This window comes from Pseudomonas sp. R5(2019) (assembly GCF_009905435.1).
GTDB lineage: Bacteria > Pseudomonadota > Gammaproteobacteria > Pseudomonadales > Pseudomonadaceae > Aquipseudomonas.
Genome location: NZ_JAAAMT010000016.1, coordinates 1 through 25,045, shown reverse-complemented (window position 1 = coordinate 25,045; position 25,045 = coordinate 1). Strand labels below are relative to the sequence as shown.

Genomic DNA, 25,045 nt, shown 5'->3' with positions numbered 1-25,045 from the left:
TTCACATCCAGGCCCTGAGATCAGAGGCGCTGCAGATCCCGCTGCGCCAACTGGGCAGCGGAAGTGCCCGGATATTGGCTCACAATCTGCTGCAAAATACCTTTGACCTTGTCCATGCGACCGAGGCGACGCTCGACATCGGCCAGCTTGTACAGCGAATCAGGCACTTTGTTGTGCTTGGGGTACAGCTGGCTGACTTTGGCAAACGCCTGGCCAGCGCCCTGCAGGTCACCCTTGGCCAGGTTCACTTCACCCAACCAATACTGGGCATTGCCCGCATACTGGCTGTTCGGGTACTTGCGCAGGAAGGCGTTGAACGCCTGGCTGGCCTTGTCGAAGTCTTTGGCCTTGATCAGGTCGAAGGCAGCATCATAGTAGAGCTTTTCCTTCGCCGGATCGCCCGGTTCGCTGCTGGCTGCCGCTTGGCCGGCCGGAGCTACAGGGGTACCGGCGGCGTTGATATCGCCACCGGCTGGAGAATTCTCGGTTGCTGCCGGTGCAGGTGCACCGCCGCTTCCAATGCGCCGATCAAGGTCCTGATAACGCTCCAGGCTCTCTTGCTTGATGCGCGACACTTCGTTTTGCAGGACTTCAATCTTGTCCTGCTGCCGCTCGATCTGCTCCTGCATCTGCTGCAGTTGCAAGAACAGCTGACCCTGCGACGAGGTCGGGGTCGAAACCCCTCCCCCGGCGTAGGCGCCGTTCGTACCGTAACCCGAAGGCGGATAACTACTACCACCGGTGTCATAGCCACCGGCGTTGCTGTCATCGACCACAGGAACCTCAGCCCATGCCAGCAAAGGCAGGGTGAGAGCCAAAACAGTTACAGCACGACGGCACGTTCGCATATCGAATTACTTACGCAGTTCGACGCGACGGTTTTGACCCCAGGACTGATCGTCGTTGCCGGTAGCAACTGGACGCTCTTCGCCGTAGGAAACCAGTTCCAGCTGAGCAGGCGAAACGCCTTGCAGTACCAGGTAGCGTTGAACGGCTTTCGCACGACGCTCGCCCAGTGCCATGTTGTACTCGCGAGTACCGCGCTCGTCGGTGTTGCCTTCCAGCACGACGCGAGCGCCGTTGCCTTTCAGATCCTTGCCGTGAACGTCCAGAGCGCGCATGGCTTCTGGCTTCAGGTCCGAGCTGTCGTATTCGAAGTAGAAGGTGGTGATTGCGCGCAGAGCAGCTTCTTCGCTCAGGCTGCCATCGACGGCGCCGGTGTTTGCACCGTAGCCAGCGTTAGGATCGACTGCAGCGCCTTCACCAGCGTTGTCGCCGCCCTTGGAGGAGCAACCTACAGCTACAGCCATGGCCAGAGCCAGCGCAGCAAACTTACCAAACTTCAGCATTTCCATCGTGAAACTCCTAATGAACCCCAGTGTGTTAAGTAAAACGTACAACTCGCCGCATCAGTTCAGGTAAGGGGACCAGGACGGTTCTCTGACTTCGCCTTGAGCGGTAGGAAGCGGGAGCCTAACTCGCCCATTTAGGGATACGAGCATCAAGACTCCCCGGCCCTGCTGGCGGGTGGCGTAGATTAGCATGGTGCCGTTGGGCGCGACAGTAGGCGACTCATCAAGACTGGTCTCTGTGAGGATCTTTACGCTTCCGCGTTGCAAATCCTGAGCTGCCACCTTGAAGTTGGTGAAGCCATCCTGACGGTGAATCATGACAAGTGTCTTTTCATCAGCCGACAACTTAGGGTTGGCGTTGTAGTTACCAATGAAAGTTACGCGCTCGGCACCACCGCCACCCACACTGGTTTTGTAGATTTGAGGCTTGCCGCCACGATCAGAGGTGAAGTAGATGGTCGAACCATCCTTGCCCCAGAACGGTTCGGTATCGATTGCCGGGCTGTTGGTGACGCGGGTCAGCTGACGCGAACCCAGGCTCATCACGTAGATTTCCGGGTTGCCATCCTTGGACAGCACGAACGCCAGGCGGCTGCCGTCCGGCGAGAATGCCGGTGCACCGTTCAGGCCTTCGAAGTTGGTGATTTGCTCGCGACGACCGGTGTCAATGTGTTGCACGAAGATACGCGGGCGTTTCTGCTCGAACGACACATAGGCAATGCGCTTGCCATCCGGTGCAAAACGCGGCGACAGGATCGGCTCACGCGACTGCAGCAGGGTCACCGCACGAGCACCGTCGTAGTCCGACCGTTGCAGCGTGTAACGGGTGCTGTTGGTGGAGAAGCGCTCGGCCGTCACATAGAGCATGCGGGTAGAGAAAGCGCCCTTGATGCCGGTGAGTTTTTCGAACGACTGGTCGGCAATGAAGTGCGACATGTCGCGCAACTGGTCAGTGCTGCCCGAAACGCTGCCGGTCAGCACTTGCTGCTGGGTGGCAACGTTGAACAGTGCGTACTGAACCTGCAGGCGCCCGCCGGCTGGCGTGATGCTGCCGACCATGACGTATTGCGCGCCCAGCGCCTGCCAGTCACGGAAGATGACTTCGCTGGCCTGGGTCGGCTGGCTAATCATGTTCTGCTTTGGAATCGGCGAGTAATAGCCTGAGTTACGCAGGTCATTACCGATGATTTCCGCCATGTCTTCAGGCAGTACACTGCCGCCCTGCAAGCCGAATGGAACGACGGCGATAGGCGTGGCGCGGTCGCTGCCACTGGTGACCAGGATGTTCTTTTCTTCCGCAACAACCATTCCCGCTGTGCAGCAGAGAACGACCAGCAGTCCTCGAAGAATGTTAATCACAAGGCTAGATCCTCAGGTGTGAATGTCATCTTGAATGAACGATAGGGATTGAACTCGCTCGGTTTCAGGCCCTGCATTTCTGTTAAACGACCAATGTTCTTGACCGCCGCGACTGCCGAATTATCGAAAGGCGCATCACCGCTGGAGCGTGCAACGCTCACGCTGGTAATGGTGCCGTCAGGCAGCATGCCGATCTGCAACACGACCGTCATGTTCTTGCGCGCCGACGGTGGGCGAGCCCAACCTTCAGCAGCACGGGCACGAATCAGATCGTCGAAGTCACCCGCTACCTGATCACCACGCTCATCGGCCAAGGCCTGTTGACGCTCAGTGGTATCCGACAGCAGTTCAGCCAGCGCCTGGGCTTTCTTGTCCTCGGCAGCCTTGCGTGCAGCTTCCGTTGCCTTTTTCTTGGCAGCATCGGCAGCCGCCTTCTTCTTCGCATCCTCAGCGGCTTTTTTCTTCGCTTCTTCGGCTACGGCGGCTTTCTTGGCGTCTTCGGCAACCTTCTTCTTGGCGTCCTCGGCGGCCTTTTTCTTGGCCTCCTCGGCAGCCTGCTTCTTGGCTTCCTCTTCGGCTTTTTTCTTCGCCTCTTCTTCGGCCTTCTTCTTGGCTATATCAGCCAATTGTTTCTCTTCGGCCTTTTTGGCTGCATCGGCTTTCTTGGCCTCGTCAGCTTTCTTGGCTTCATCAGCCTTCGCTGCTTCGGCCTTCGCTGCCTCGGTCTTTTTCGCTTCGTCAGCCTTTTTCGCTTCGTCAGCCTTTTTCGCTTCTTCGGCCTTTTGAGCCGCTTCTTCTTTCTTTTGTTCCGCAGCCTTCACCGCTTCCTGCTTTTGCTGCTCGACCTTTTTCTGCTCCATCTGCTCGACTTCAGTCTGGCGCGAAGCGGTTTTCTTCGCTTCCCCGGCAATCTTCTGATTGGTCTGGGTAGTGGCCTGGCTTTTCGATTTCAACTGGTACAGTGTCGCCTGGACGATAGGCTTGGACGGCGGCAATTCCGGGGTCATGGCGAAGCTGACAAACAGCAGGCCGAACACCAGTACGTGCAGCGCGATGGCCCAGACACTGGGCCAGAAATAGCTTTCCGAGGCGGATGGCTCTCGCTGTTGCATCACGGCGCCTCGGTAATCAAGCCAACATTGCCGACACCCGCCTTCTGCAACCCGCCCATTGCACCCATCACAGCGCCATAGTCGACGGACTTGTCACCGCGAATGAACACCTGGGTCTGCTTGCCCTGGTCGCGACCGGCAGCAATGATCTTGGTCACTGCGCCCGTCATCTGCGGCAGGGTCATGGCCTTGTCCATCTGCTTGTCGGTATCGACTTCGCTGCCAAGGTTCCAGAAGTAGGTCTTGTCGGCCTTGATCGAGATGGTCAGGATCTGGACGTTGTTGTCCTGCGGCAAGGCTTCGCTGGAAACCTTGGGCAGATCAACCTTCACGCCCTGATTGAGCATCGGTGCGGTCACCATGAAGATGACCAGCAGTACCAACATCACGTCGATGTATGGCACCACGTTCATCTCGGCGACCGGCTTGCGTTTGTGGCGAACTCGAGCCATTGGGTCTACCTGCTCACTCTTCGCTGGTGTGCACTTTACGGTGCAGGATGGCTTGGAACTCATCGGCGAACGTGTAGTAACGGCCGATCAGGGTTTCGCTGCGGGCAGCGAAGCGGTTGTAGGCAATAACCGCAGGAATAGCGGCGAACAGGCCGATTGCAGTCGCAATCAGTGCCTCGGCGATGCCAGGGGCCACGGTGGCCAGGGTTGCTTGTTGAGCCGATGCCAGGCCACGGAAGGAGTTCATGATCCCCCAGACGGTACCGAACAGGCCGATATAAGGGCTGGTGGAACCGACGGTAGCCAGGAACGGCAGGCTTTGTTCAAGCTTTTCTTCTTCGCGGGAGATGGCGACGCGCATGGCCCGCCCTACCCCTTCCATGACCGCGTCCGGGTCTACGCCCGGCTGTTGGCGAAGACGGGAAAATTCCTTGAAGCCGGCACGGAATACCTGCTCCACGCCCGAATCAGGATCGGGGTTGCTGCCCGCCTGACGGTACAGCTTGGACAGGTCGATACCCGACCAGAAGCGCTCCTCGAAGCTGTCCAAGGCACGACGACCGGCGCGCAGCATGGTGCTGCGCTGAAAAATCATGATCCATGAGGTAACCGATGCTGCTACCAGGATCAGCATTACCAGCTGCACTAAGATGCTGGCATTACTGACCAGGCTCCACATGGAGGTATGGTCGACGACGTTAGCTTCCACGCTTAATCTCCTGCTCTTTGGTGTGTACCCGGGCTGCTCGCGTCGGCGAAGGCCGCACGCAAGTCGGGGGGAAGGGCCCGGGGTTTCAAACTATCGGCGCGCACACAGGCCACCAGGAACTGCCCCTCACAGAGCAGCGTTGCATCCGCAGCCCGCCTGACCTGCTGACGAAATCGCAGACTGGCGCGGTTCAATTCCATTACATCGGCAGTCACCAGCAGCTCGTCGTCCAGCCGCGCCGGCACGTGGTAACGCGCCTCGCTGGAGTGCACGACAAACAACATGTTCTCGCCCACCAGCTGCGATTGGGCAAAGCCCAGTTCGCGCAGCCGTTCAGTACGGGCACGCTCCATGAATTTAAGGTAATTGACGTAATACACGATGCCGCCCGCATCGGTGTCCTCGTAATATACGCGACAGCGATGTGCGAACGACTGAACCCCATTTTGCGCGCGCATACTCTAGTGCTTACTCCTCAGGTTGCCAATCCGCCCAGGCAACTGTTTTTCATGGTTTATGCCGCTTTCCCCCCATGGCCTTGCCCACACCCGCGGGTAGGACCATGAAAAAAGCAAAAAAATCAGGCCGATGCGGTGAATTACTCGTCGATCCGACCGGTGCCCGTTTCGGTGACCGGCATTTCGCCCATTCGGCTCGGAATATTCAGGCCAAAATGCAGATAGGCATGGCGCGTCACCACTCGCCCGCGCGGTGTACGCATGATGTAGCCCTGCTGGATCAGGTACGGCTCCAGCACATCCTCGATGGTATGCCGCTCCTCGCTGATCGCCGCTGCCAGGTTGTCGACCCCGACGGGGCCGCCATCGAACTTCTCGATCATGGTCAACAGCAGGCGCCGATCCTGATGATCAAAACCACGCTCGTCGACATCCAGAAGGTTCAGCGCCATGTCCGCGACAGGCCGGGTAATCTGGCCCTTGCCACGCACTTCGGCATAGTCACGCACACGGCGCAGCAGGCGGTTGGCGATCCGTGGCGTGCCGCGCGCGCGCCGGGCAATCTCGAATGCCCCGGCGTCTTCGATCGGCAAGCCAAGGATGCCACCGGAACGGCTGACGATGGTGGTCAGGTCTTCGGTGTTGTAGAACTCCAGGCGCTGGACAATACCGAAGCGATCACGCAGGGGATTGGTCAGCATGCCGGCGCGGGTGGTTGCGCCGACCAGCGTGAAGGGCGGCAGGTCGAGCTTGATCGAGCGCGCCGCCGGCCCCTCGCCAATCATGATGTCGAGCTGGAAATCCTCCATGGCCGGGTACAGCACTTCTTCGACGATCGGCGAAAGCCGGTGGATTTCGTCGATAAAGAGCACGTCATGGGGCTCAAGATTGGTCAGCAGCGCCGCCAGGTCTCCAGGCCGCTCAAGCACCGGGCCCGAGGTGCTTTTGATCGAAACGCCCATTTCCTGGGCAATGATATTGGCCAGGGTGGTCTTGCCCAACCCCGGCGGGCCGAAGATCAGGGTGTGATCCAGCGCTTCGTTGCGCCCCCGGGCTGCCTGGATAAACAGCTCCATCTGCTCGCGCACCACCGGCTGACCTATATAGTCGGCCAGGCGGTAGGGGCGAATGGCGCGATCCTGCACCTCTTCACGGTCACGCCCGGAGGCGGCTATCAGTCGGTCGGCTTCGATCACTTAAATCATTCCTTTCAGCGCACGGCGGATCAGCTCTTCACTGCTCAAGCCCTTGGCATCGATGGCGGCGACCGCACGGCTGGCCTCCTGGGGCTTGTAGCCCAGCGAGATCAAGGCGCTGACCGCATCGTTTTCGGCAGTGGCCACCGGCGTTGCCGGTCGGGTTCCGCCAGGTGAGTCGCTCGGCACCAATGCAAACATGCTGGGCACCGACTCCCAGGCCTTGAAGCGGTCCTTGAGCTCGACCAACAGACGTTCAGCGGTTTTCTTGCCGACGCCCGGCACCTTGACCAGCGCGCTAGCATCCTGCGCACTCACGGCCCGGACCAGCTCATCGACCTCAAACCCCGACATCAGGGCCAGCGCCAGCTTTGGACCAACACCATTCAAGCGAATCAGCTCACGAAAGAACTCACGCTCGCGCTTTTCATAGAAGCCGTAGAGTAACTGAGCGTCCTCGCGCACGACCAAATGCGTGTGCAAGGTGACAGGTTCACCGACCGACGGCAAACGATACAGCGTGGTCATGGGCACTTCCAGCTCGTAACCCAGGCCATTGACATCCAGAATCAGGTGCGGCGGCTGTTTTTCAGCCAAGGTGCCGCGCAGGCGTCCAATCACGTTCAGGTCCTTCCTTTGGAGCTGCACTCAAGCGCGCCCCACTGAAACCAACAAGCGTGCTCACAATAATTGCAGCAACAGAGCACCCTGCAAGCGTTAATGTTTTAAACAATGATGCAGTCAGAGCCGCAAGCGCCCACTGCGCCGCCGCGCAGTGCTCAAGCCATGAGGGATCAGACTGGATCGGGTGTGCGCGTGGCACAGGGCAATCGCCAAGGCGTCAGAGGCGTCGATCTGCGGCTTCTGGACCAGCTTCAACAGGTGCATGACCATCATTTGCACCTGTTCCTTGTTGGCCCCGCCGGTGCCGACCACCGATTGCTTGACCTGTGTTGCCGAATATTCTGCGATCTCCAGGCTTTCTTCGGCGGCAGCAACAATCGCCGCCCCGCGCGCCTGGCCCAGCTTGAGCGCCGAGTCCGGATTGCGAGCCATGAACACACGCTCGATGCCCATAGTGACCGGCCCGTAGGTCTGGATCACTTCGCGTACGCCACGGTAAACGATCTGCAACCGCTCATGCAGCAGGCCGCTGCCGGTACGGATGCACCCGGAGGCAACGTACTCACAGCCGCGACCGGTATCGCGCACCACACCGTATCCGGTGATTCGCGAACCGGGGTCGATACCAAGAATAAGGGTCATATTGCCTGCAATGGGAACGAGGCACCTGCAGGTGCCAGCATAAAGACAGAAGCCGCAGACACGCAACGTGACGAGCAGGTTGCAGTGGCTACGGCCTTTTGCGTGTTGCGATTGAAACGGTCAGCCAAGCTTTTCCATGACGTCGTCAGGGATTTCAGCATTGGAGTAGACGTTTTGCACGTCATCCAGATCCTCAAGCATGTCGATCAACTTGAGCACTTTTTCAGCGCCCTCCAGATCAAGCTCGGCGCTGGTGGTCGGGCGCATGATGATTTCGGCATCGGACGCCTTGAAACCCGCTGCCTCCAAGGCACTGCGCACCGCATAGAACCCGGCGAACGAGGTGAATACGTCGAAGGAGCCATCGTCATTGCTGACCACATCATCAGCATCGGCTTCCATGGCCGCTTCCATCAGCGTGTCTTCATCCACGCCAGCGGCAAACGAAATCTGCCCCTTGCGCTCGAACAGGTAGGCCACCGAACCATCGGTACCGAGGTTGCCGCCACATTTGCTGAAGGCATGGCGCACGGCCGCCGCGGTGCGGTTGCGGTTGTCGGTCATGGCTTCGACCATGATCGCCACACCACCCGGGCCGTAACCCTCGTAGCTGAGCTCTTCGACGTTATCCGCCTCGGTGGCACCCGCGCCCCGCGCAACCGCGCGGTCGATGATGTCACGGCTCATGTTGGCGCCCAGCGCCTTGTCCAGAGCCAGCCGCAGACGCGGGTTGGAGCCGGGATCGCCGCCGCCCTGCCTGGCAGCAACGGTCAGCTCACGAATCCATTTAGTGAAGATCTTGCCTCTTTTGGCATCCTGACGCTCTTTGCGGTGCTTGATATTCGCCCACTTAGAATGACCTGCCATAACTCGCTCCGAATTCTTTTTTCAATCACTGCCCTGCCCCGCCGTAGCGACGGGGCAACCAAGGGACCGACAAACAGAAAGGCGCACCGGGGTGCGCCTCGTTCTGCCTTATTCGGCCTTGGGTTGCTCGCGCAAACGAATGTGCAGTTCGCGCAATGCCTTGCCGTCCACCAAGCCTGGCGCCTGAGTCATGACGCAGGCAGCGCTCTGGGTTTTCGGGAAGGCGATCACTTCACGAATCGACTGGGCGCCGGTCATCAGCATGACCAGACGATCCAGACCGAAGGCCAGACCGCCGTGCGGTGGAGCCCCGTATTTCAGCGCGTCGAGCAGGAAGCCGAACTTCTCTTCCTGTTCCTCCGCCTCGATACCCAGCAGACGGAAGACCGCCTGTTGCATTTCCTTGCGGTGGATACGGATGGAACCGCCACCCAGCTCGGTACCGTTCAGAACCATGTCGTAAGCACGGGACAAAGCGGTGGCCGGGTTGGCTACCAGGTCTTGCGGCGAGCACTTCGGCGCGGTGAACGGGTGGTGCAAGGCGGTGAAGCTGCCGTCGTCGTTCACTTCGAACATCGGGAAGTCGACAACCCACAGTGGCGCCCATTCGGTCGTCAGCAGATTGAAGTCGTGACCCACCTTGATCCGCAGGGCGCCCAGCGCCTCGCTGACGATCTTGGCCTTGTCGGCACCGAAGAACACGATGTCACCGTCGACCGCACCGACGCGATCGAGGATCACGTTCAGGTTGGCTTCAGGGATGTTCTTGACGATTGGCGACTGCAGGCCTTCAACGCCCTTGGCGCGCTCGTTGACCTTGATGTATGCCAGGCCCTTGGCGCCGTAGATGCCGACGAACTTGGTGTAGTCGTCGATCCGGCTGCGCGGCATGCTTGCCCCGCCCGGTACACGCAGTGCCGCAACACGGCTTTTCGGGTCGTTGGCCGGGCCGCTGAACACCTTGAATTCGACAGCCTGCAACTGGTCGGCAACGTCAACCAGCTCCAGCGGGATACGCAGGTCCGGCTTGTCCGAGCCGTAGCGACGCATCGCTTCGTCCCAGGTCATGTGCGGGAAATCGCCGAATTCCAGGTCCAGCACTTCCTTGAACAGCTTGCGAATCATGCCTTCGGTCAGGCCCATGATTTCGGATTCGTTCAGGAAGCTGGTTTCGATGTCGATCTGAGTGAATTCCGGCTGGCGGTCTGCACGCAGGTCTTCGTCGCGGAAGCACTTGGCGATCTGGTAGTAGCGATCAAAACCGGCAACCATCAGCAACTGCTTGAACAGCTGTGGCGATTGCGGCAGTGCGAAGAAGCTGCCAGCGTGGGTACGGCTTGGCACCAGGTAGTCACGCGCGCCTTCCGGGGTGGCCCGGGTCAGGATAGGTGTTTCGACGTCCAGGAAGCCGTTTTCGTCGAGGTAACGACGAATGCTGGTGGTCATGCGCGAACGCAAGCGCAGCTTTTCAGCCATTTCCGGGCGACGCAGGTCGATGAAGCGATAGCGCAGGCGGGTTTCTTCGCCCACGTCGGAGTATTCGTTGAGCGGGAACGGTGGGGTTTCGGCTTCGTTCAATACCGTCAGCTCGTAGCCCAGCACCTCAATGGCACCCGAGGCCATGTTGGCATTGACCGCGCCAGCCGGGCGAGGACGGACCTTACCGGTGATCTTGACCACGTATTCGCTGCGAACACGGTCAGCGGCAGCAAAGGACTCTGCGCGATCCGGGTCGAAAACAACCTGGGCCATGCCTTCACGGTCACGGATATCGAGGAAAATGACCCCGCCGTGGTCGCGGCGACGATGAACCCATCCGCAAAGGGTAATTTCCTGACCGTCCAGGCTCTCGTTCAGTTGGCCGCAATAATGGCTGCGCATCATGATGGTGGTTTCGCTTCTCGTGATTCGAATATTCGGTGGAGGCCGTGCTGGCCGCAAAGGGGCTTATAGTGCAAGACCCAAAGGGTGCAGTTCAACTCAATCGGACTTGTCGCCGCCAGCCAGGTTCTTTTTGGCCCCGGTTTTGAAGTCGGTTTCGTACCAGCCGGTGCCGCCCAGACGAAAGCCTGGCATGGACAGCAGCTTTTTAAGCTCCGGCGCCTGACAGGCCGGGCAGTCGGTCAGTGGCGCGTCGCTGATTTTTTGAATGGCTTCGAGCTGGTGATTGCAGGAAGCACACTGATAGTCATACATGGGCATGGGCGTGTCTCGACAACCTGAACGCCACGGCGCAAACCGCGCCTGACGGCAAAAAGCGAGATTATATATGGTTCAGGGGGGCTGTGCAGCCGTATGCCGCAACTGCTCGTCCCCCCGCTACTCTCACCGGCATGACCGCAAGGCTTCACGAGGCCTTGGCAGGATTGAGCAGGTGCACCACACAGACGACCCGGATAAGCCCACTGAAGTTCTTGACCCCGCCATAGCGCAGGTGCACCTCGCGGTCGACATACGAAAGAATCGCATTGACCGAACAATTGTTCGCCCCGGCAATACTCTCCAGGATTTTCCAATAGACCGCTTCCAATCGCAGGCAGGTTGCAAAACCATTCAACCTGACCGACTTTGAGCGCGGCAAGGCCAGCCCCATATTGAAATCTTCCTCAAAAGGGTCGATACCCGCCTTGTGCAGCCGTCCTGCTGCACTCACAACACGTTCAAATGCGCGAGACATAATTACACCATTCCTTTGGCAAACTATTCAAAAAGGCATTTCACTTAACCTGCACGACACCCCGTTATAAAACCGTAGGCCATTCGGTGCAGCCAGCAGATAGGCCTATTGATACGCGTAGGATGCATCCACAAAACACACGCGACTTCTTCACCCTTGTTCAAACCCGGAAAAAACAACCAGAAGACACATAAATAAGCCAGCCCCGACAGTGCTCCAACTAACTGTTTACCCCATGCCGCCCGGATAAACCTGAACGACAAACAGCCGACGCAAGCATTATCGACCCGACACAAACGACAAAGGCCCAGCCCCTGAAACCAAGGGCTGGGCCTCGCATTCGTCATGCCGGCACCCGAGCGGCGCCGTGCCGGAACGCTTTATTTATTTTCCAGCAAGGAGCGCAGCATCCACGCGGTTTTTTCGTGAACTTGCATGCGCTGGGTCAGCAGATCCGCGGTAGGCTCATCGCTTACTTTATCGAGCAATGGAAAAATCCCGCGAGCGGTGCGCACAACGGCCTCTTGACCTTGAACCAACTGCTTGATCATATTTTCAGCAGACGGAACACCCTCCTCTTCCTTGATCGAAGAAAGACGGGCATAGGTGGAATAAGTGCCCGGTGCCGGAAAGCCCAATGCACGAATACGCTCGGCAATGGAGTCAACGGCCAGGGCCAGTTCGTTGTACTGCTCTTCAAACATCAGATGCAGCGTGCGAAACATTGGCCCACTGACATTCCAGTGAAAATTGTGCGTTTTGAGGTAAAGCACATAAGTGTCTGACAACAGACGGGACAAACCTTCCACGATCGATTTGCGGTCTTCTTCGCTGATACCGATATCAATAGCCATATTCAACTCCTGTCTCGGATGGTTTTACCACGCGTTAACCGCCTCACTCTATCAAGACTTGGCGCCCGACGCAGCAAGGCGGGAGGTGGAAAGACCTGACGACTGACCCCAGACCTGATGCCGGTCAGCGCTGGCGACATGAGCCCGAACACCCTGAGTCGACCGTTCAAGCGGCTGATTTGAGTCGCTATCCAGTTTGCTGTTAAATAGACAGCGTGCCACGACTGCGGCTTTTCACGGCAGGCGTGGCATAGGCTGACTTTTTCTCTCACGCAGCGTGCACCTCCTTTATATAAGCGCGCGACGTGAATTCAGCTGTTCCTGTGATCCGCCTAACGTGAGTCATTCAAAATGTTAAAAATCGTCCACCTCCTGACGGGTGCAGCAGCCTTGCTGTTGTCCTTTATCCCTAGCTTGCGAACCGAAGCAATCCCTTACCTGCAAGAACCCGATGCGCTTTACCTGGCCTTGTTTGGCCTGCTCAACCTGACCCTCGCCCCCATGACGCAATATGCCAGCCGCGGCGCGCGTCGCCACCTGCAAAGCCTTGCCAGCATCCTGCTGATCCTGGCCGTTGTACTGCAGACCCTGACGCTGCTTGCACGCCCGGAAATTGGCGGGCAACCGGCAATCCTCTTCAGCCTGCTGTGCGCCGTAGCCGCAACCCTGCTGCACGTGTTTGTCAGCCTGTACAACCCTCGCCCACGCATCAGCCCGGCGTCGTCGACCGACTACGACATGAGCAAGCGCGATACGGGCACCGTGAAGTGGTTCAACACCTCCAAAGGCTTTGGCTTTATCTCCCGGGATTCGGGCGATGACATTTTTGTCCACTTCCGCGCCATTCGCGGCGAGGGCCACCGGGTCCTGGTCGAAGGCCAGCGCGTCGAGTTTTCGGTCATGAACCGGGACAAGGGCCTGCAAGCTGAAGATGTGATCGCCGCCGCTCCTCGGCGCTGATCCCACCGCATGAAAAAGCCCGCAGCTCGCGGGCTTTTTCATGCGGCAACGAAAGGCGCTCCCCTGCGCGTTAATAATGCGGCGGTGGCACATCCTCTCCTTCGATCTGAAACTGACCCTGCATTTCCTCGTGACGCTTGATCAACGCTGCCATTTGCAGCTGCAGACGATCAACCAGCCGTTGCTGCTCGACAAGTACATCGTTGAGCGTTTGCAGGGTGTCGTCCTGAAACGCCAGGCGACTTTCCAGCTCTGTGACGCGCGCTTCCAGACTCATGATTCAACCCTCCACGAACTTGAAGTCCTCAACCCCGCTGAGCAGCGGCCTCAGCCGCTCACGAATGGCGACAACCTGCTCATCCGAATATGGCACCGCTGGATGACGCCCCCAAACAGGGTCCGGCCAGGCAATATCGTCGCGCTTTCGTACTATTACATGCATATGTAACTGGCTGACTACATTCCCCAGGGTTGCGACGTTCATCTTGTCAGCACTGAACTCATCCTTCAGGATTTCAGCCAACACTGTAGTCTCTTTCCACAACTGCAACTGGTCCGCGCCATTAAGCTGGAACACTTCGCTGACACCGGCCAGGCGAGGCACAAGAATAAACCAGGGGTAGTTCGCATCCCGGGACAACAGCAACTGACAGAGGGGGAAGTCCCCGAGTGGCAAGGTATCTTGTTGAAGGCGCGAATCGAGTACGAACACCGAAAATCTCCCGAACAGCAAATAAATAAGCAGCGTTCAACCCCTGAGGGCTACTGCGCGTAACTCAGGATACCCGCGAACGCAGCGACTGGCACTTGCAAGCACGCATCCAGGGAAAAAATCAAAGGGCCGCGCCAACCTCGTCCCGGCGATGCCCTCGCGCACGGCAAAAAGAGCACGCCAACCAACCTCCAGGTGACTGCCTGGTCACTTTCAGCCGTACACCTGCACTCCCCTCCCAAGCCCCAAACCAGTGCAACTTGACGCAAAAGACAGGTACTAGAGCGGGCGGAGTGTAACCGGCCGCCGAAAAAAGCAGCCTGAACGCTACTTTTTTGCACCAAAACAAGGCTGAAACCGCTCGACGACCCCGCCAGCCATCCGCCAACTACCCAAATCAGTGTTCGAGAAGGTAACGCTCAAGCCGCCAGCGCCCAGCCAGCCTTATCGCCGGACTGTCGTCAAGAGCAAACAAAAAGTTCTTAGGCCCCAATGTTTTCGGGGGTTTTGTCAGAAAACACGATCAAAAGTGAAAATTTTGTGAACCGTGCGACCTTTTGTGCACGGTTGTTGCATTGATACACCCATAGTCGGCAAGACCCGTTTGGACACGGCGAACTGCGACAAATAACAACAGCGGTATGGGGTGACCATGGAGTTTTCAGTGAGGGCCTAGATCGACTTTTTCTATGCTTAAACCTTTGAAAACAGCGCTGGCGTTTTAACGGCCCGGCTCCGCCTGGTCGAATTTGCGACATGGACACAACTTTTTGCGACATGGTCGCAAAGAAGCTGAAAGGATTGTTTTGCAAGTATCGCCAACATTGGTCAGCGTGATATAAGTTTGCGCCGACACAAAAAGAAAGAGCCGCCCAGATAAAAACACAGGTGGGACGGCAGTACTCTTCCTAAAAAACCAAAGGAGCAAATCACGATGCGCGTGATGAAGTGGAGCATGATCGCCCTCGCCGTAGCTGCAGCAACCGGCACTCAAATGGCTAGCGCCTCCAGCCAGTCCGAATCGAAGGGCTTTGTTGACGACAGCACCTTCAACGTCACTACCCGTGCGCTTTATTTCAGCCGCGACTTCCGCAACAACGCACCTGGTTCGCGGAGCTACACTCGCGAAACCGGCCTGGGCTTCAACGCTCTATACCAATCCGGCTTTACCCAAGGCACCGTAGGCTTCGGCGTTGACGCCATCGGCCTGCTGGGCGTGAAACTGGACAGCGGTCGCGGCCGCAACGGCACTGGCCTGTTCCCCACTGGTTCCGACGGCCGCTCGCAAGACGAGTACTCCGAAGCTGGCGGCGCGGTCAAAATGCGTATCTCCGACACCGTCCTGAAGGCCGGCGACCAGTACACCACCGTGCCTGTTTTCGCCACTGACGACAGCCGCCTGCTGCCAGAAGTTGCTGAAGGCGTGTCGCTGAACAGCAAGGAAATCAATGGCCTGGAGCTGAACGCCGGTCACTTCACCGCGATCAACGCTCAAAATCAGACCTTCCATGACAGCCTGGGCCTGACCAAGACTGACTTCGTCGGTGGCACCTACGCCATCACCGACAGCCTGAGCGCCAGCCTGTACTACGCAGAAACCGAAGACTTCTGGAAAAAGTGGTATACCAACGTCAACTACGCCCTGCCTCTGGGTGAAGGTACTGGCCTGGTGTTTGACTTCAACCTCTACAACACCAAGAGCGATGGCACTACCAACTACGCGGCGTTCGACGGCGACGAGCTGGACAACAACGCGTACAGCCTGTCGGCAGCCTATACCTTCCTGACCGCTCACACCTTCACCCTGGCTTACCAGAAAGTGCAAGGCGACGGCGACTACGGTTATGGCGTAGACGGCGGCGGCACCATCTTCCTGGCCAACTCCATCGCTCGTTCCGACTTCAACGCTGAAAACGAGAAGTCGTACCAGGTTCGTTATGACCTGAACATGGCAAGCTTCGGCATTCCTGGCCTGAGCTTCATGACTCGCTATGTCAAAGGTACCGACGCACACGTTGCCGGCACCGACAACGGTAAGGAATGGGAACGCGATATCGAAGCCAAATACGTCTTCCAGGAAGGCCCTGCCAAGGACCTGAGCCTGCGCATTCGTCAAGCGACCTACCGCTCGTCCGATGGCGTTTACTACGGCTCGCCTTCGATCGACGAACTGCGCCTGATCGCTCAGTACCCACTGAACATCCTGTAATACGGAAATCAGTGCGTCGCAACACCCTGAAAAGCCCGGCTCTGCCGGGCTTTTCCTTTATATAAGGGAAATGAGCTGACGCGTTGGGGCACCGCAAGCCCGCGCACGCCTGTACGCAACCGGATCACCACCGTACAATGCCGGGTCATTTCAGTCTTCAGCAACCGACAACGGCCAACCATGCGCACCAGTCAATATTTGCTCGCCACTCAGAAAGAAACCCCTTCCGACGCGGTCGTCATCAGCCACCAGCTCATGCTGCGGGCAGGCATGATCCGTAAACTTGCATCCGGTCTTTACACCTGGCTGCCGATGGGCCTTCGGGTGATGCGCAAGGTAGAGGCTGTCGTTCGCGAAGAAATGAACGCCGCCGGAGCCCTTGAAGTATTGATGCCTGGCATCCAGCCTGCCGAACTCTGGCAGGAGTCCGGCCGCTGGGAGCAGTACGGCCCGGAACTGCTGCGCATGAAGGATCGCCACGACCGCGATTTCTGCGCTGGCCCTACCCACGAAGAAGTCATCACTGATCTGGCGCGCAACGAGCTGAACAGCTACAAGCAGCTGCCCATCAACATGTACCAGATCCAGACCAAATTCCGTGACGAAATTCGCCCACGCTTCGGTCTGATGCGCGGACGCGAGTTCATCATGAAGGATGCCTATTCCTTCCACGTTGACCAGGCATCCCTGCAAGTCACCTATGACCGCATGCACCAGGCGTACTGCAACGTGTTCAGCCGCCTGGGCCTGAATTTCCGCCCCGTCCAGGCCGACACCGGTTCCATCGGCGGTACCGGCTCCCACGAGTTCCACGTACTGGCCGACTCCGGTGAAGACGACATCGCTTTCAGCGATACCTCCGACTACGCCGCCAACATCGAGAAAGCCGAAGCGCTGCCACGTGAAACTTCGCGCCCCGCCGCCACTGAAGAGCTGCGTCTGATCGATACGCCTGACGCCAAGACCATTGCCCAGTTGGTGGAAGGCTACGGTCTGCCGATCGAGAAAACCATCAAGACCCTGGTCGTGCACGCTGCCGAAGAAGGCAAGCTGATCGCCCTGATCATTCGTGGCGACCACGAACTAAACGAAATCAAGGCCGCCAACCTGGAACAAGTTGCCAACCCGCTGGTCATGGCCTCCGAAGCCGAACTGCGCACCGCCATCGGTGCTGGCGCAGGCTCCCTTGGCCCGCTGAACCTGCCACTGCCATGCATCATCGACCGTTCCGTTGAACTGATGAGCGACTTCGCCATTGGCGCCAACATCGACGACAAGCACTACTTCGGCGTCAACTGGGAGCGCGACCTGCCGGTTCCGGCCGTTGCCGACCTGCGTAACGTGGTCGAAGGTGACCCGAGCCCGGACGGCCAGGGCACGCTGGTCATCAAGCGCGGCATTGAAGTCGGCCACATCTTCCAGTTGGGCACCAAGTACAGCGAAGCAATGAAGTGCCAGGTGCTGGGCGAGAACGGCAAGCCGGTTACCCTGACCATGGGTTGCTACGGCATTGGTGTCTCGCGCGTCGTTGCCGCGGCCATCGAACAGAATTACGACGAAGGTGGCATTATCTGGAGCGACACCCTTGCACCGTTCCAGATCGCTCTGGTTCCTCTGCGCTACGAGACCGACGTGGTTCGCGAAGCCACTGACAAGCTCTATGCAGAACTGACGGCTGCCGGCTTCGAAGTCCTGCTGGATGACCGTGACAAGAAGACCAGCCCTGGCATCAAGTTCGCCGACATGGAACTGATCGGTATCCCGCATCGCATCGTTGTCAGCGATCGCACCCTGGCCGAAGGCAATCTTGAATACAAGAGCCGTACCGAAGGCGAAGCGCACGCCGTGCCGATCGCCGAGGTACTGTCGTTCCTGCAAGCCCGTATTCGTCGCTGATTACTATCAAGAGCAATCATGTTCAAGCGAAGTAGCATTCACCTCGGGGGCGTCGTACTGTGCGGCGCCATGCTTCTGGGCGGTTGTGCCAACCAGATGTCCCAGCGCAGCGAGCACGAGGACCGTGTCGAGCGCAAACTGCTCGACCATAGCCTGCAGATCGATGTTGGTGAGCCCAAGGTCCTTGAGCTGCCGCAGCGCCGGGTTCGAATTCACGAACAGAAAACCTTCGAAGTGACCGAGTTCGAAGTCACCCGACACTACGATCGCTACACCCCCTACCAGGCCTGGCGGGAAATCTACGAGATTCCGCTGGGTGCGGTCGCGGTGGTGGCCGGTATCGGCGCCAACGTGGTCAACGTGTTGGCGCTTGGCACCCTGCCTGACAGCATCACCCGTGACTGGCTGGGCTATGGCTTTGCCGGGCTCAACCCGTTCATGAACGCGCAGTCCAATGGTCGCGCCCAGCAAAACCTGGCCGGTATCGATGAAACCCAACGGGACAAACGTCGCGAATACACCAGCCTGCCGTGGAGCGAGCGCCCGGTTGAAGTCCAGGCTGGCAAGAAGACTTACGAGTTGAGCACCGATCGCAACGGGGTACTGCGCTTGAACCTGCTGGACAGCCCGTTCTCGGAACAGGACCTGACCCGCGTTGGCACATTGCACTTGCGTATCAACGATGAAGACGAGACGACCCACGCCGATGCCAGCCTGCTCTTGAGCGGCCAACTGCGCAGCAAGCTGGTCGAAGCGCATGCGCTGATTTTCGATGACCTGGAAGACGACGATGTCGGCCAATGGGTTCACCGGGTCAAGCGCCTGTCTGAACTGGGAATGGAAGAAGAAGCCAGCGAACTGGAACAGAGCCTGATCGAGCTGACTCGCAACGACCCGGAACTTCAACAGGAGTTTCTCAAGTCGCTGACCAAGAACGCCGGTCGACTGGTTGCCGACCCCGGCGCCTGAAACTGAACAGCCTGTACCGTGATCGCAGTGCAGGCTGATCTATCGCTCGAACAACTCCAGTTGTTCATGAGCCCCGCGCAGATCCTGCAAACGCACGCCAATCCCCAGCAAGCGAACCGGCTTGTCGCCCCGCGCAAACGCCTGGGTCAACAACTGCTGATAGCTCTCAAGATCACGCCCTGCTCCCGCCTGCTCCAGTGTTGTCTGGGTAAAGTCATGGAACTTCACTTTGACGAAAGGCTTGCCTGGACGATAACTGTCATCGATACGCGCCATTCGCCCAACCAGCGACGCCATCAACTCAGGCAACCTCGCAAGGCAACTGGCAAGGTCAGGCAAATCGGTGTCATAGGTGTTCTCGACGCTGACGGACTGGCGACGGTTATCGTTCTGCACCGGGCGATCATCGATTCCGCGCGCCAGGCTCCAGAGCCGCTCGCCAAAGCTGCCAAACTCCCGCACCAACGCCAGTTTGGCCCAGTCGCGCAAATCGCTGCAGGTCAAAATACCCAGACGACCCAGCTTGTCGGCAGTTACCTTACCGACGCCATGAAGCTTGCTCACGGGCAAGGTCGCCACAAAGTCCTCGACCTCGTTCGGCGTGATGACGAAAAGCCCATTGGGCTTGCGCCAGTCACTGGCAATCTTGGCCAGGAATTTATTGGGCGCCACGCCCGCCGAGACGGTGATGTGCAGTCGCTGGGCGACCTTTCGCCGGATATCTTCGGCAATGCGGGTGGCGCTACCGGAAAAGTGGGGGCTCTGGGAGACGTCCAGATACGCCTCATCCAACGACAGCGGCTCGATCAGGTCGGTGTAATCACGAAAGATGCCCTGGATTTCCCGAGAGACCTCTTTATAGACGTCCATCCTCGGCTTGACGATCAACAAGTCCGGGCACAGTTTGAGCGCATGGCCGGACGCCATCGCGGAGCGAACCCCGAACGCCCTCGCCTCGTAATTACAAGTCGCAATCACCCCGCGCCGATCCGCCGACCCACCCACCGCCATGGGCCGGCCGGCAAGCGTTGGGTTGTCACGCATTTCGATAGCCGCGTAGAAGCAATCGCAGTCGACATGAATGATTTTGCGTTGGGTCATGGCTGGCCGTGGCATATATAGAAGAGAAATCTGACGCAGTATCTCATCGCCCCCTACCCGGCTTACAGCAACGCAGCGGGTTTTCTCTGCAAGCAGCGAATAAATTCGACCGCACAAAAACCACCTATCTGCCCTGAAAGGCCCGGCGCACCTGTCTTGCCGGGCAACAAGACGTCGCTAAGCATCTGAACAAAAAAGAATTTCTCGAAATTAGCATTTGACACAAGCGCTGAACGCTGTAGAATTCGACCACACAGACGCGGGATGGAGCAGTCTGGTAGCTCGTCGGGCTCATAACCCGAAGGTCGTCGGTTCAAATCCGGCTCCCGCAACCAGTTATACGAGAAAGGCCACTTGAAAAAGTGGCCTTTTTTCGTTGCGCGCTATATGACCGCCAGCGATTAATTTATTCAATTTCGTTATTAATCATTGACATGGCATTCGATGTCTATAGAATACGCCCCACAGACGCGGGATGGAGCAGTCTGGTAGCTCGTCGGGCTCATAACCCGAAGGTCGTCGGTTCAAATCCGGCTCCCGCAACCAGTTATACGAGAAAGGCCACTTGAAAAAGTGGCCTTTTTTCGTTGTGTCGAAAAAACTCACCTAGGCTTTCCAGCCAAGACTTGCGGCTTTATGAATATTTTTCCATGGAGACCGCCTGCCATCGCCTAGCTATCACCATGCAGGTAACATCCGGAATCATTTTTTCAGAGGGATTGGTAACGTGGCTGGATGTTTCCATCCTTGGGCGCACAATCCCAGAGGTTATTGATGCGCTCGCAATTGCCTGATGCAGAAGCTCCCGTGACTGCCCCACCCTCCCTGAACCCCAAGCGCCTGCGCTGGCTGGAACTGCTGAGCCAGTATCGCCAGCCTATCGGGCTGGCCGTGACCCTGCTGTTGTTTGGCATCGCCCTGATTGCCTGTCGACACATGCTCAGCGAGCTGGACATCTACGCCCTGCACGACTCACTGCTCAACGTCCCGCTGCCTTCGCTCGCAGGCGCGTTTGCAGCAGCTGTCGCAGGCTTTGTGATCCTGCTGGGTTACGAATGGTCGGCCAGCCGTTATGCCAATGTTCAACTGGCGCCCAGGACACTCGCCATGGGCGGCTTTACCGCATTTGCCATCGGCAACGCCATTGGCCTGTCGTTGCTTTCCGGCGGCTCGGTTCGTTACCGCCTGTATGCGCGCCATGGCGTCGGTGCCGGCGAAGTCGCACGCATGACGCTGTTCGCCAGCCTCTCGCTGGGTTGCGCCTTGCCACCGTTGGCCGCGCTTGCCACCTTGAGCGACTTGCAAGCCGCCTCGACCGCCTTGGGCATCGCGCCAGCATTGTTGGCCGGCGTGTCCGTTGCCGTACTGGCCCTGAGCGTCCTGCTGGGCTATGGCATCTACCGCCGACGCCTGCCGGAACAACCGCTGGCCGATAACCTGCTGGTCAAGATCGGCCGCCGCACGCTGCGCCTGCCGGGTCTGCGCCTGACCCTGCTGCAGCTGGTGATCACCGCGCTTGACGTCGCGGCGGCAGCCACTGTCCTGTATTTGCTGCTGCCCGAAACCCCACCTTTCGCGACCTTCTTGCTGGTCTATCTGCTGGCCCTGGCCGCAGGCGTACTCAGCCATGTCCCCGGTGGCGTGGGTGTGTTCGAGGCGATCCTGCTGGCCGCCTTCGCCAATCAACTGGGCGCCGCGCCGCTGGCCGCCGCCCTGCTGCTCTATCGCCTCTTTTATGTGCTGCTGCCACTGCTGCTGGCTTGCATCATCCTGCTGGGTAATGAAGCCAAGCGCTTTCTGTTCGCCCGCCAAGCCATTCGCGTGGCCTCGGGGCTTGCAGCACCGGTACTAGCGGTGCTGGTCTTTCTGTCTGGCGTGGTGCTGCTGTTTTCCGGGGTAACCCCCGAAATCGACACACGCCTGGAGCACTTGGGCTTTCTGATTCCGCATCGGCTGATCGATGCCTCGCACTTTGGTGCCAGCCTGATCGGCGTGCTGTGCCTACTGCTGGCCCAAGGCCTGCGTCGGCGCCTGTCGGCCGCCTGGATCCTCACCACCGTACTGCTGCTCGCCGGCGCGCTGCTGTCACTGCTCAAGGGCTTCGACTGGGAAGAAGCCAGCCTGCTGACATTGACCGCGTGCCTGCTGGCTGTCTTCCGCCGCTCGTTCTATCGCCCCAGCCGGTTGATGGAGCTGCCCTTCTCGCCGATCTATCTGGTGGCCAGTGCCTGCGTGGTTGGGGCCTCGATCTGGCTGCTGCTGTTTGCCTATCAGGATGTGCCTTACAGCCATCAGTTGTGGTGGCAGTTCACCCTCGATGCGGATGCCCCTCGCGGTTTGCGCTCCGCCTTGGGCAGCGCGGTGCTGCTGGTGATCGTTTCGCTGACGTGGCTGCTGCGCACGGCACGCCCGGTCATCCACCTGCCGAACCAGGACGAGCTGGATAAAGCGGTCAAAGTGCTGATGGCTTCGGACCAGCCCGACGGTGGCCTGGCACTGACCGGTGACAAGGCGCTGCTGTTTCACCCCGATGACAATGCCTACCTGATGTATGCCCGCCGTGGCCGCAGCCTGGTGGCCCTGTACGACCCGATCGGACCGGCACAGCAACGGGCCGAGATGATCTGGCAGTTCCGCGACCTGTGCGACATCCATCATGCCCGCCCGGTGTTCTACCAGGTTCGCGCGGAAAACCTGCCGTTCTACATGGATATTGGCCTGACCGCGATCAAGCTGGGCGAGGAAGCCCGGGTGGATCTCAAGCGCTTTGACCTTGAAGCCAAGGGCAAGGAGATGAAAGACCTGCGCTACACCTGGAACCGGGGTGAGCGCGACGGCCTGAGCCTGGAGATCCACGAACCCGACCAGGCGCCGCTCGATGAGCTCAAAGTGATTTCCGATGCCTGGCTGACCGGCAAGAATGTGCGTGAAAAAGGCTTCTCGCTCGGCAGGTTCAGCCCCGAATACCTGCAGCATTTCCGCATTGCGATTATCCGTTTCGAAGGCCGCCCCGTGGCGTTCGCCAACCTGCTCGAGACCCACAGCCATGAACTGGCCAGCCTCGACCTGATGCGCGCTCACCCCGAGGCGCCGAAGCTGACCATGGAGTTCATGATGGTCGCTTTGATCCAGCATTATAAAAACCATGGATATGCACGCTTCAGTCTGGGCATGGTGCCACTTTCAGGCCTGCAACCCCGGCGCGGCGCACCGATTACCCAGCGATTGGGTTCGATGGTGTTCCGCCGCGGCGAACAGCTCTATAACTTCCAGGGCTTGCGCCGCTTCAAAGACAAATTCCAGCCTGACTGGGAACCCCGTTATATGGCAGTGCCCGCCGGACTCGATCCGCTGGTGGCGCTCGCCGACACTGCCGCGCTGATTGCAGGCGGCCTGACTGGATTGGTGAAACGCTGATGATTCAACGCTACTGGCGACATTTACTGGCAACAGTGATCGTGCTGTTGCTGTCCTGCGGCGCTGCCTTTTGGGTCTGGACCCGCCCTGCCCCGCCGGCCTCTTTGCAAACCCTGACACAAGCGGACGGCAGCGCAATGACGCGCGTCGTGCCGGGCACCAGGATCAAGGCACGGGTAGCCCTGGCCGTACCGGCCGAAGACGCCCTTAACCCCAAGCAACTGTTGAACCTGAGCCAAAGCGGTTCGGCACAGATCGTTCAGGTGATCCTGCCCAAGGATGACTGCACCCTGCAGCAGCAAGCCCTGCAAGGCGCCCTCAAGCAACTGGACGGTCCCGCTACCATCGTGGCCGGCATTGGCCCGGGTGCGGCGCAGGCCTGGAACTGGCTCGCCAACCAGAACGACGACAAGGCCCAGGCCGTCTCGGTCGGTTTCAGCCTCGAACAACCCGGTTGCACCACCGCACTGCCCAAATCCGCCGCCCACGGCCACTGGACCGTTGCCTGGAACGACAACCCGGACGACCCGAGCGCAGCCTTTGTCCGCGATCAGCCAAATGCCGAAACCAGCATCAGCGACTACGACATCCATCTGCCCCAGGTCCTGCAATCCCAACTGAACAAGCTGCTGGTGGGCGAACAGGGCGATGCAGTGAAGATCCCGGTGGTCGAAGTGCCGGCCGGACAAACCACCGACACCGTGACCCTGTTCCTGTCGGGCGACGGCGGCTGGCGTGATCTGGATCGTGACGTGGCCGGTGAAATGGCGAAACTGGGCTATCCGGTCGTCGGCATCGACACCCTGCGCTACTACTGGCAGCACAAGACGCCGGAAGAAAGCGCCGCCGACCTGGTGGAGCTGATGCATCACTACCGGCAAAAATGGGGCACCAGGCGCTTCGTGCTGGCCGGCTATTCCTTCGGCGCCGACGTGCTGCCGGCCATCTACAACCGCCTGCCCGCCGATGCGCAAGAGCGCGTCGATGCCGTGGTTCTGCTGGCCTTCGCCCGCAGTGGCAGCTTCGAGATTGAAGTGCAAGGCTGGCTGGGCAACGCCGGCAAGGAAGCACCGACCGGCCCTGAAATGGCGAAAATGCCGGGCGCCAAGGTACTGTGTGTCTACGGCGAAGAAGAGACCGACGAAAGCGGCTGCACCGACACCACCGCGGTAGGCGAAAAACTGAAATTGCCCGGTGGCCATCACTTCGATGAAGACTACCCGGCACTGGCCAAGCGCATGATCGACGGCATTGAGAAACGCCAGGGAAAGACTGAAGTGGCCAAGGACTAAGGCCTCGCCACAACCTTAAGGTCTTCATCGCGGCGGTGCGGCGTCCCGGCAAGCCCCAATGCCAGTGTAGGAGCGGACCTGGCCGCGATGGGCCGCGCAGCGGCCCCTGAGGCCATTGGCATCTGCGATTGAGCCAGCAAGTGCAGATGATTTCAGAATCGCCGGGGCCGCTGCGCAGCCCATCGCG

Annotated in this window: 23 protein-coding genes, 2 tRNA genes and 1 pseudogene; 8 read left to right on the top strand and 18 right to left on the bottom strand. The window is 59.0% G+C overall.

Annotated elements, in window-relative coordinates; all coding sequences use genetic code 11:
• Positions 1 to 20: 20 nt before the first annotated feature.
• The 15 genes and pseudogenes from ybgF to GUY40_RS12785 all read right to left on the bottom strand — a co-directional run bounded on the left by ybgF (position 21) and on the right by GUY40_RS12785 (position 12,302).
• On the bottom strand, positions 21 to 848 hold the full coding sequence (gene ybgF, locus GUY40_RS12855; RefSeq protein ID WP_166569322.1) for a tol-pal system protein YbgF: 828 nt from the start codon (positions 846 to 848) through the stop codon (positions 21 to 23).
• Positions 849 to 854: 6 nt separating this feature from the next.
• Entirely contained in the window at positions 855 to 1,355 is a 501-nt protein-coding gene (pal, locus tag GUY40_RS12850; protein WP_166569321.1) for a peptidoglycan-associated lipoprotein Pal, read from the bottom strand.
• A 54-nt stretch (positions 1,356 to 1,409) separates the two neighbouring features.
• Positions 1,410 to 2,660, bottom strand: coding sequence for a Tol-Pal system beta propeller repeat protein TolB (gene tolB, locus GUY40_RS12845; RefSeq protein WP_218585449.1), 1,251 nt, complete (start codon positions 2,658 to 2,660; stop codon positions 1,410 to 1,412).
• A gap of 47 nt (positions 2,661 to 2,707) precedes the next feature.
• Positions 2,708 to 3,823: a cell envelope integrity protein TolA gene (gene tolA, locus GUY40_RS12840; protein WP_178117804.1), complete on the bottom strand. Its 1,116-nt coding sequence runs from the start codon at positions 3,821 to 3,823 to the stop codon at positions 2,708 to 2,710.
• Positions 3,823 to 4,275 carry a protein TolR gene (tolR, locus tag GUY40_RS12835; protein ID WP_166569318.1) on the bottom strand — a complete coding sequence of 151 codons (453 nt, stop codon included), beginning with the start codon at positions 4,273 to 4,275 and terminating at the stop codon, positions 3,823 to 3,825. Before tolR ends, tolA begins: the two co-directional genes overlap by 1 nt.
• A gap of 13 nt (positions 4,276 to 4,288) precedes the next feature.
• Positions 4,289 to 4,984: a protein TolQ gene (tolQ, locus tag GUY40_RS12830; RefSeq protein ID WP_166569317.1), complete on the bottom strand. Its 696-nt coding sequence runs from the start codon at positions 4,982 to 4,984 to the stop codon at positions 4,289 to 4,291.
• Positions 4,974 to 5,442: pseudogene (gene ybgC, locus GUY40_RS12825) on the bottom strand (tol-pal system-associated acyl-CoA thioesterase). Before ybgC ends, tolQ begins: the two are co-directional and overlap by 11 nt.
• Before the next feature lie 140 nt (positions 5,443 to 5,582).
• Positions 5,583 to 6,638 carry a Holliday junction branch migration DNA helicase RuvB gene (ruvB, locus tag GUY40_RS12820; RefSeq protein WP_166569315.1) on the bottom strand — a complete coding sequence of 352 codons (1,056 nt, stop codon included), beginning with the start codon at positions 6,636 to 6,638 and terminating at the stop codon, positions 5,583 to 5,585.
• A complete protein-coding gene (gene ruvA / locus GUY40_RS12815; RefSeq protein ID WP_166569314.1) occupies positions 6,639 to 7,259 on the bottom strand; it encodes a Holliday junction branch migration protein RuvA in 621 nt (206 codons plus the stop codon).
• A 120-nt stretch (positions 7,260 to 7,379) separates the two neighbouring features.
• The gene (gene ruvC, locus GUY40_RS12810; protein WP_166569313.1) at positions 7,380 to 7,904 is read right to left on the bottom strand and encodes a crossover junction endodeoxyribonuclease RuvC; all 525 of its coding nucleotides are present in this window, start codon (positions 7,902 to 7,904) and stop codon (positions 7,380 to 7,382) included.
• A 120-nt stretch (positions 7,905 to 8,024) separates the two neighbouring features.
• The gene (locus tag GUY40_RS12805) at positions 8,025 to 8,771 is read right to left on the bottom strand and encodes a YebC/PmpR family DNA-binding transcriptional regulator (protein WP_166569312.1); all 747 of its coding nucleotides are present in this window, start codon (positions 8,769 to 8,771) and stop codon (positions 8,025 to 8,027) included.
• Between the two features lie 108 nt (positions 8,772 to 8,879).
• A complete protein-coding gene (gene aspS / locus GUY40_RS12800) occupies positions 8,880 to 10,655 on the bottom strand; it encodes an aspartate--tRNA ligase (protein WP_166569311.1) in 1,776 nt (591 codons plus the stop codon).
• Positions 10,656 to 10,751: 96 nt separating this feature from the next.
• A complete protein-coding gene (locus GUY40_RS12795) occupies positions 10,752 to 10,973 on the bottom strand; it encodes an FmdB family zinc ribbon protein (RefSeq protein ID WP_166569310.1) in 222 nt (73 codons plus the stop codon).
• A gap of 145 nt (positions 10,974 to 11,118) precedes the next feature.
• On the bottom strand, positions 11,119 to 11,448 hold the full coding sequence (locus tag GUY40_RS12790; RefSeq protein ID WP_166569309.1) for a ribbon-helix-helix domain-containing protein: 330 nt from the start codon (positions 11,446 to 11,448) through the stop codon (positions 11,119 to 11,121).
• A gap of 380 nt (positions 11,449 to 11,828) precedes the next feature.
• Positions 11,829 to 12,302, bottom strand: coding sequence for a Dps family protein (locus GUY40_RS12785; RefSeq protein ID WP_166569308.1), 474 nt, complete (start codon positions 12,300 to 12,302; stop codon positions 11,829 to 11,831).
• Between the two features lie 351 nt (positions 12,303 to 12,653).
• Between GUY40_RS12785 and GUY40_RS28565 the strand changes: the two genes are divergently transcribed.
• Complete coding sequence (locus GUY40_RS28565; RefSeq protein WP_166569307.1) at positions 12,654 to 13,262, top strand: cold-shock protein; 609 nt, start codon at positions 12,654 to 12,656, stop codon at positions 13,260 to 13,262.
• Between the two features lie 70 nt (positions 13,263 to 13,332).
• Here the strand turns inward: GUY40_RS28565 and GUY40_RS12775 are convergent, their stop codons facing one another.
• Entirely contained in the window at positions 13,333 to 13,539 is a 207-nt protein-coding gene (locus GUY40_RS12775) for a SlyX family protein (RefSeq protein WP_166569306.1), read from the bottom strand.
• Between the two features lie 3 nt (positions 13,540 to 13,542).
• Positions 13,543 to 13,974: an HIT domain-containing protein gene (locus tag GUY40_RS12770; protein ID WP_166569305.1), complete on the bottom strand. Its 432-nt coding sequence runs from the start codon at positions 13,972 to 13,974 to the stop codon at positions 13,543 to 13,545.
• Between the two features lie 934 nt (positions 13,975 to 14,908).
• On the opposite strand from GUY40_RS12770, the gene GUY40_RS12765 reads away from it, so the two are divergent.
• The 3 genes from GUY40_RS12765 to GUY40_RS12755 all read left to right on the top strand — a co-directional run bounded on the left by GUY40_RS12765 (position 14,909) and on the right by GUY40_RS12755 (position 19,048).
• On the top strand, positions 14,909 to 16,183 hold the full coding sequence (locus GUY40_RS12765; protein WP_166569304.1) for an OprD family porin: 1,275 nt from the start codon (positions 14,909 to 14,911) through the stop codon (positions 16,181 to 16,183).
• A 180-nt stretch (positions 16,184 to 16,363) separates the two neighbouring features.
• Positions 16,364 to 18,079, top strand: coding sequence for a proline--tRNA ligase (locus GUY40_RS12760; RefSeq protein WP_166569303.1), 1,716 nt, complete (start codon positions 16,364 to 16,366; stop codon positions 18,077 to 18,079).
• A gap of 18 nt (positions 18,080 to 18,097) precedes the next feature.
• A complete protein-coding gene (locus GUY40_RS12755; RefSeq protein WP_166569302.1) occupies positions 18,098 to 19,048 on the top strand; it encodes a hypothetical protein in 951 nt (316 codons plus the stop codon).
• A gap of 39 nt (positions 19,049 to 19,087) precedes the next feature.
• Here GUY40_RS12755 and dinB read toward each other — a convergent pair whose 3' ends face one another.
• Positions 19,088 to 20,149, bottom strand: a complete 1,062-nt coding sequence (dinB, locus tag GUY40_RS12750) for a DNA polymerase IV (RefSeq protein ID WP_166569301.1) — start codon at positions 20,147 to 20,149, stop codon at positions 19,088 to 19,090.
• A 258-nt stretch (positions 20,150 to 20,407) separates the two neighbouring features.
• On the opposite strand from dinB, the gene GUY40_RS12745 reads away from it, so the two are divergent.
• From GUY40_RS12745 to GUY40_RS12730, 4 genes are all read left to right on the top strand, one after another.
• A tRNA-Met gene (locus GUY40_RS12745) sits at positions 20,408 to 20,484 on the top strand.
• Positions 20,485 to 20,618: 134 nt separating this feature from the next.
• A tRNA-Met gene (locus tag GUY40_RS12740) sits at positions 20,619 to 20,695 on the top strand.
• A gap of 228 nt (positions 20,696 to 20,923) precedes the next feature.
• Positions 20,924 to 23,566 carry a bifunctional lysylphosphatidylglycerol flippase/synthetase MprF gene (mprF, locus tag GUY40_RS12735; protein WP_166569300.1) on the top strand — a complete coding sequence of 881 codons (2,643 nt, stop codon included), beginning with the start codon at positions 20,924 to 20,926 and terminating at the stop codon, positions 23,564 to 23,566.
• Positions 23,566 to 24,858 (top strand): virulence factor family protein, encoded by a 1,293-nt coding sequence (locus GUY40_RS12730; protein WP_166569299.1) that lies wholly within the window; start codon positions 23,566 to 23,568, stop codon positions 24,856 to 24,858. Before mprF ends, GUY40_RS12730 begins: the two co-directional genes overlap by 1 nt.
• Positions 24,859 to 25,045 lie beyond the last annotated feature (187 nt).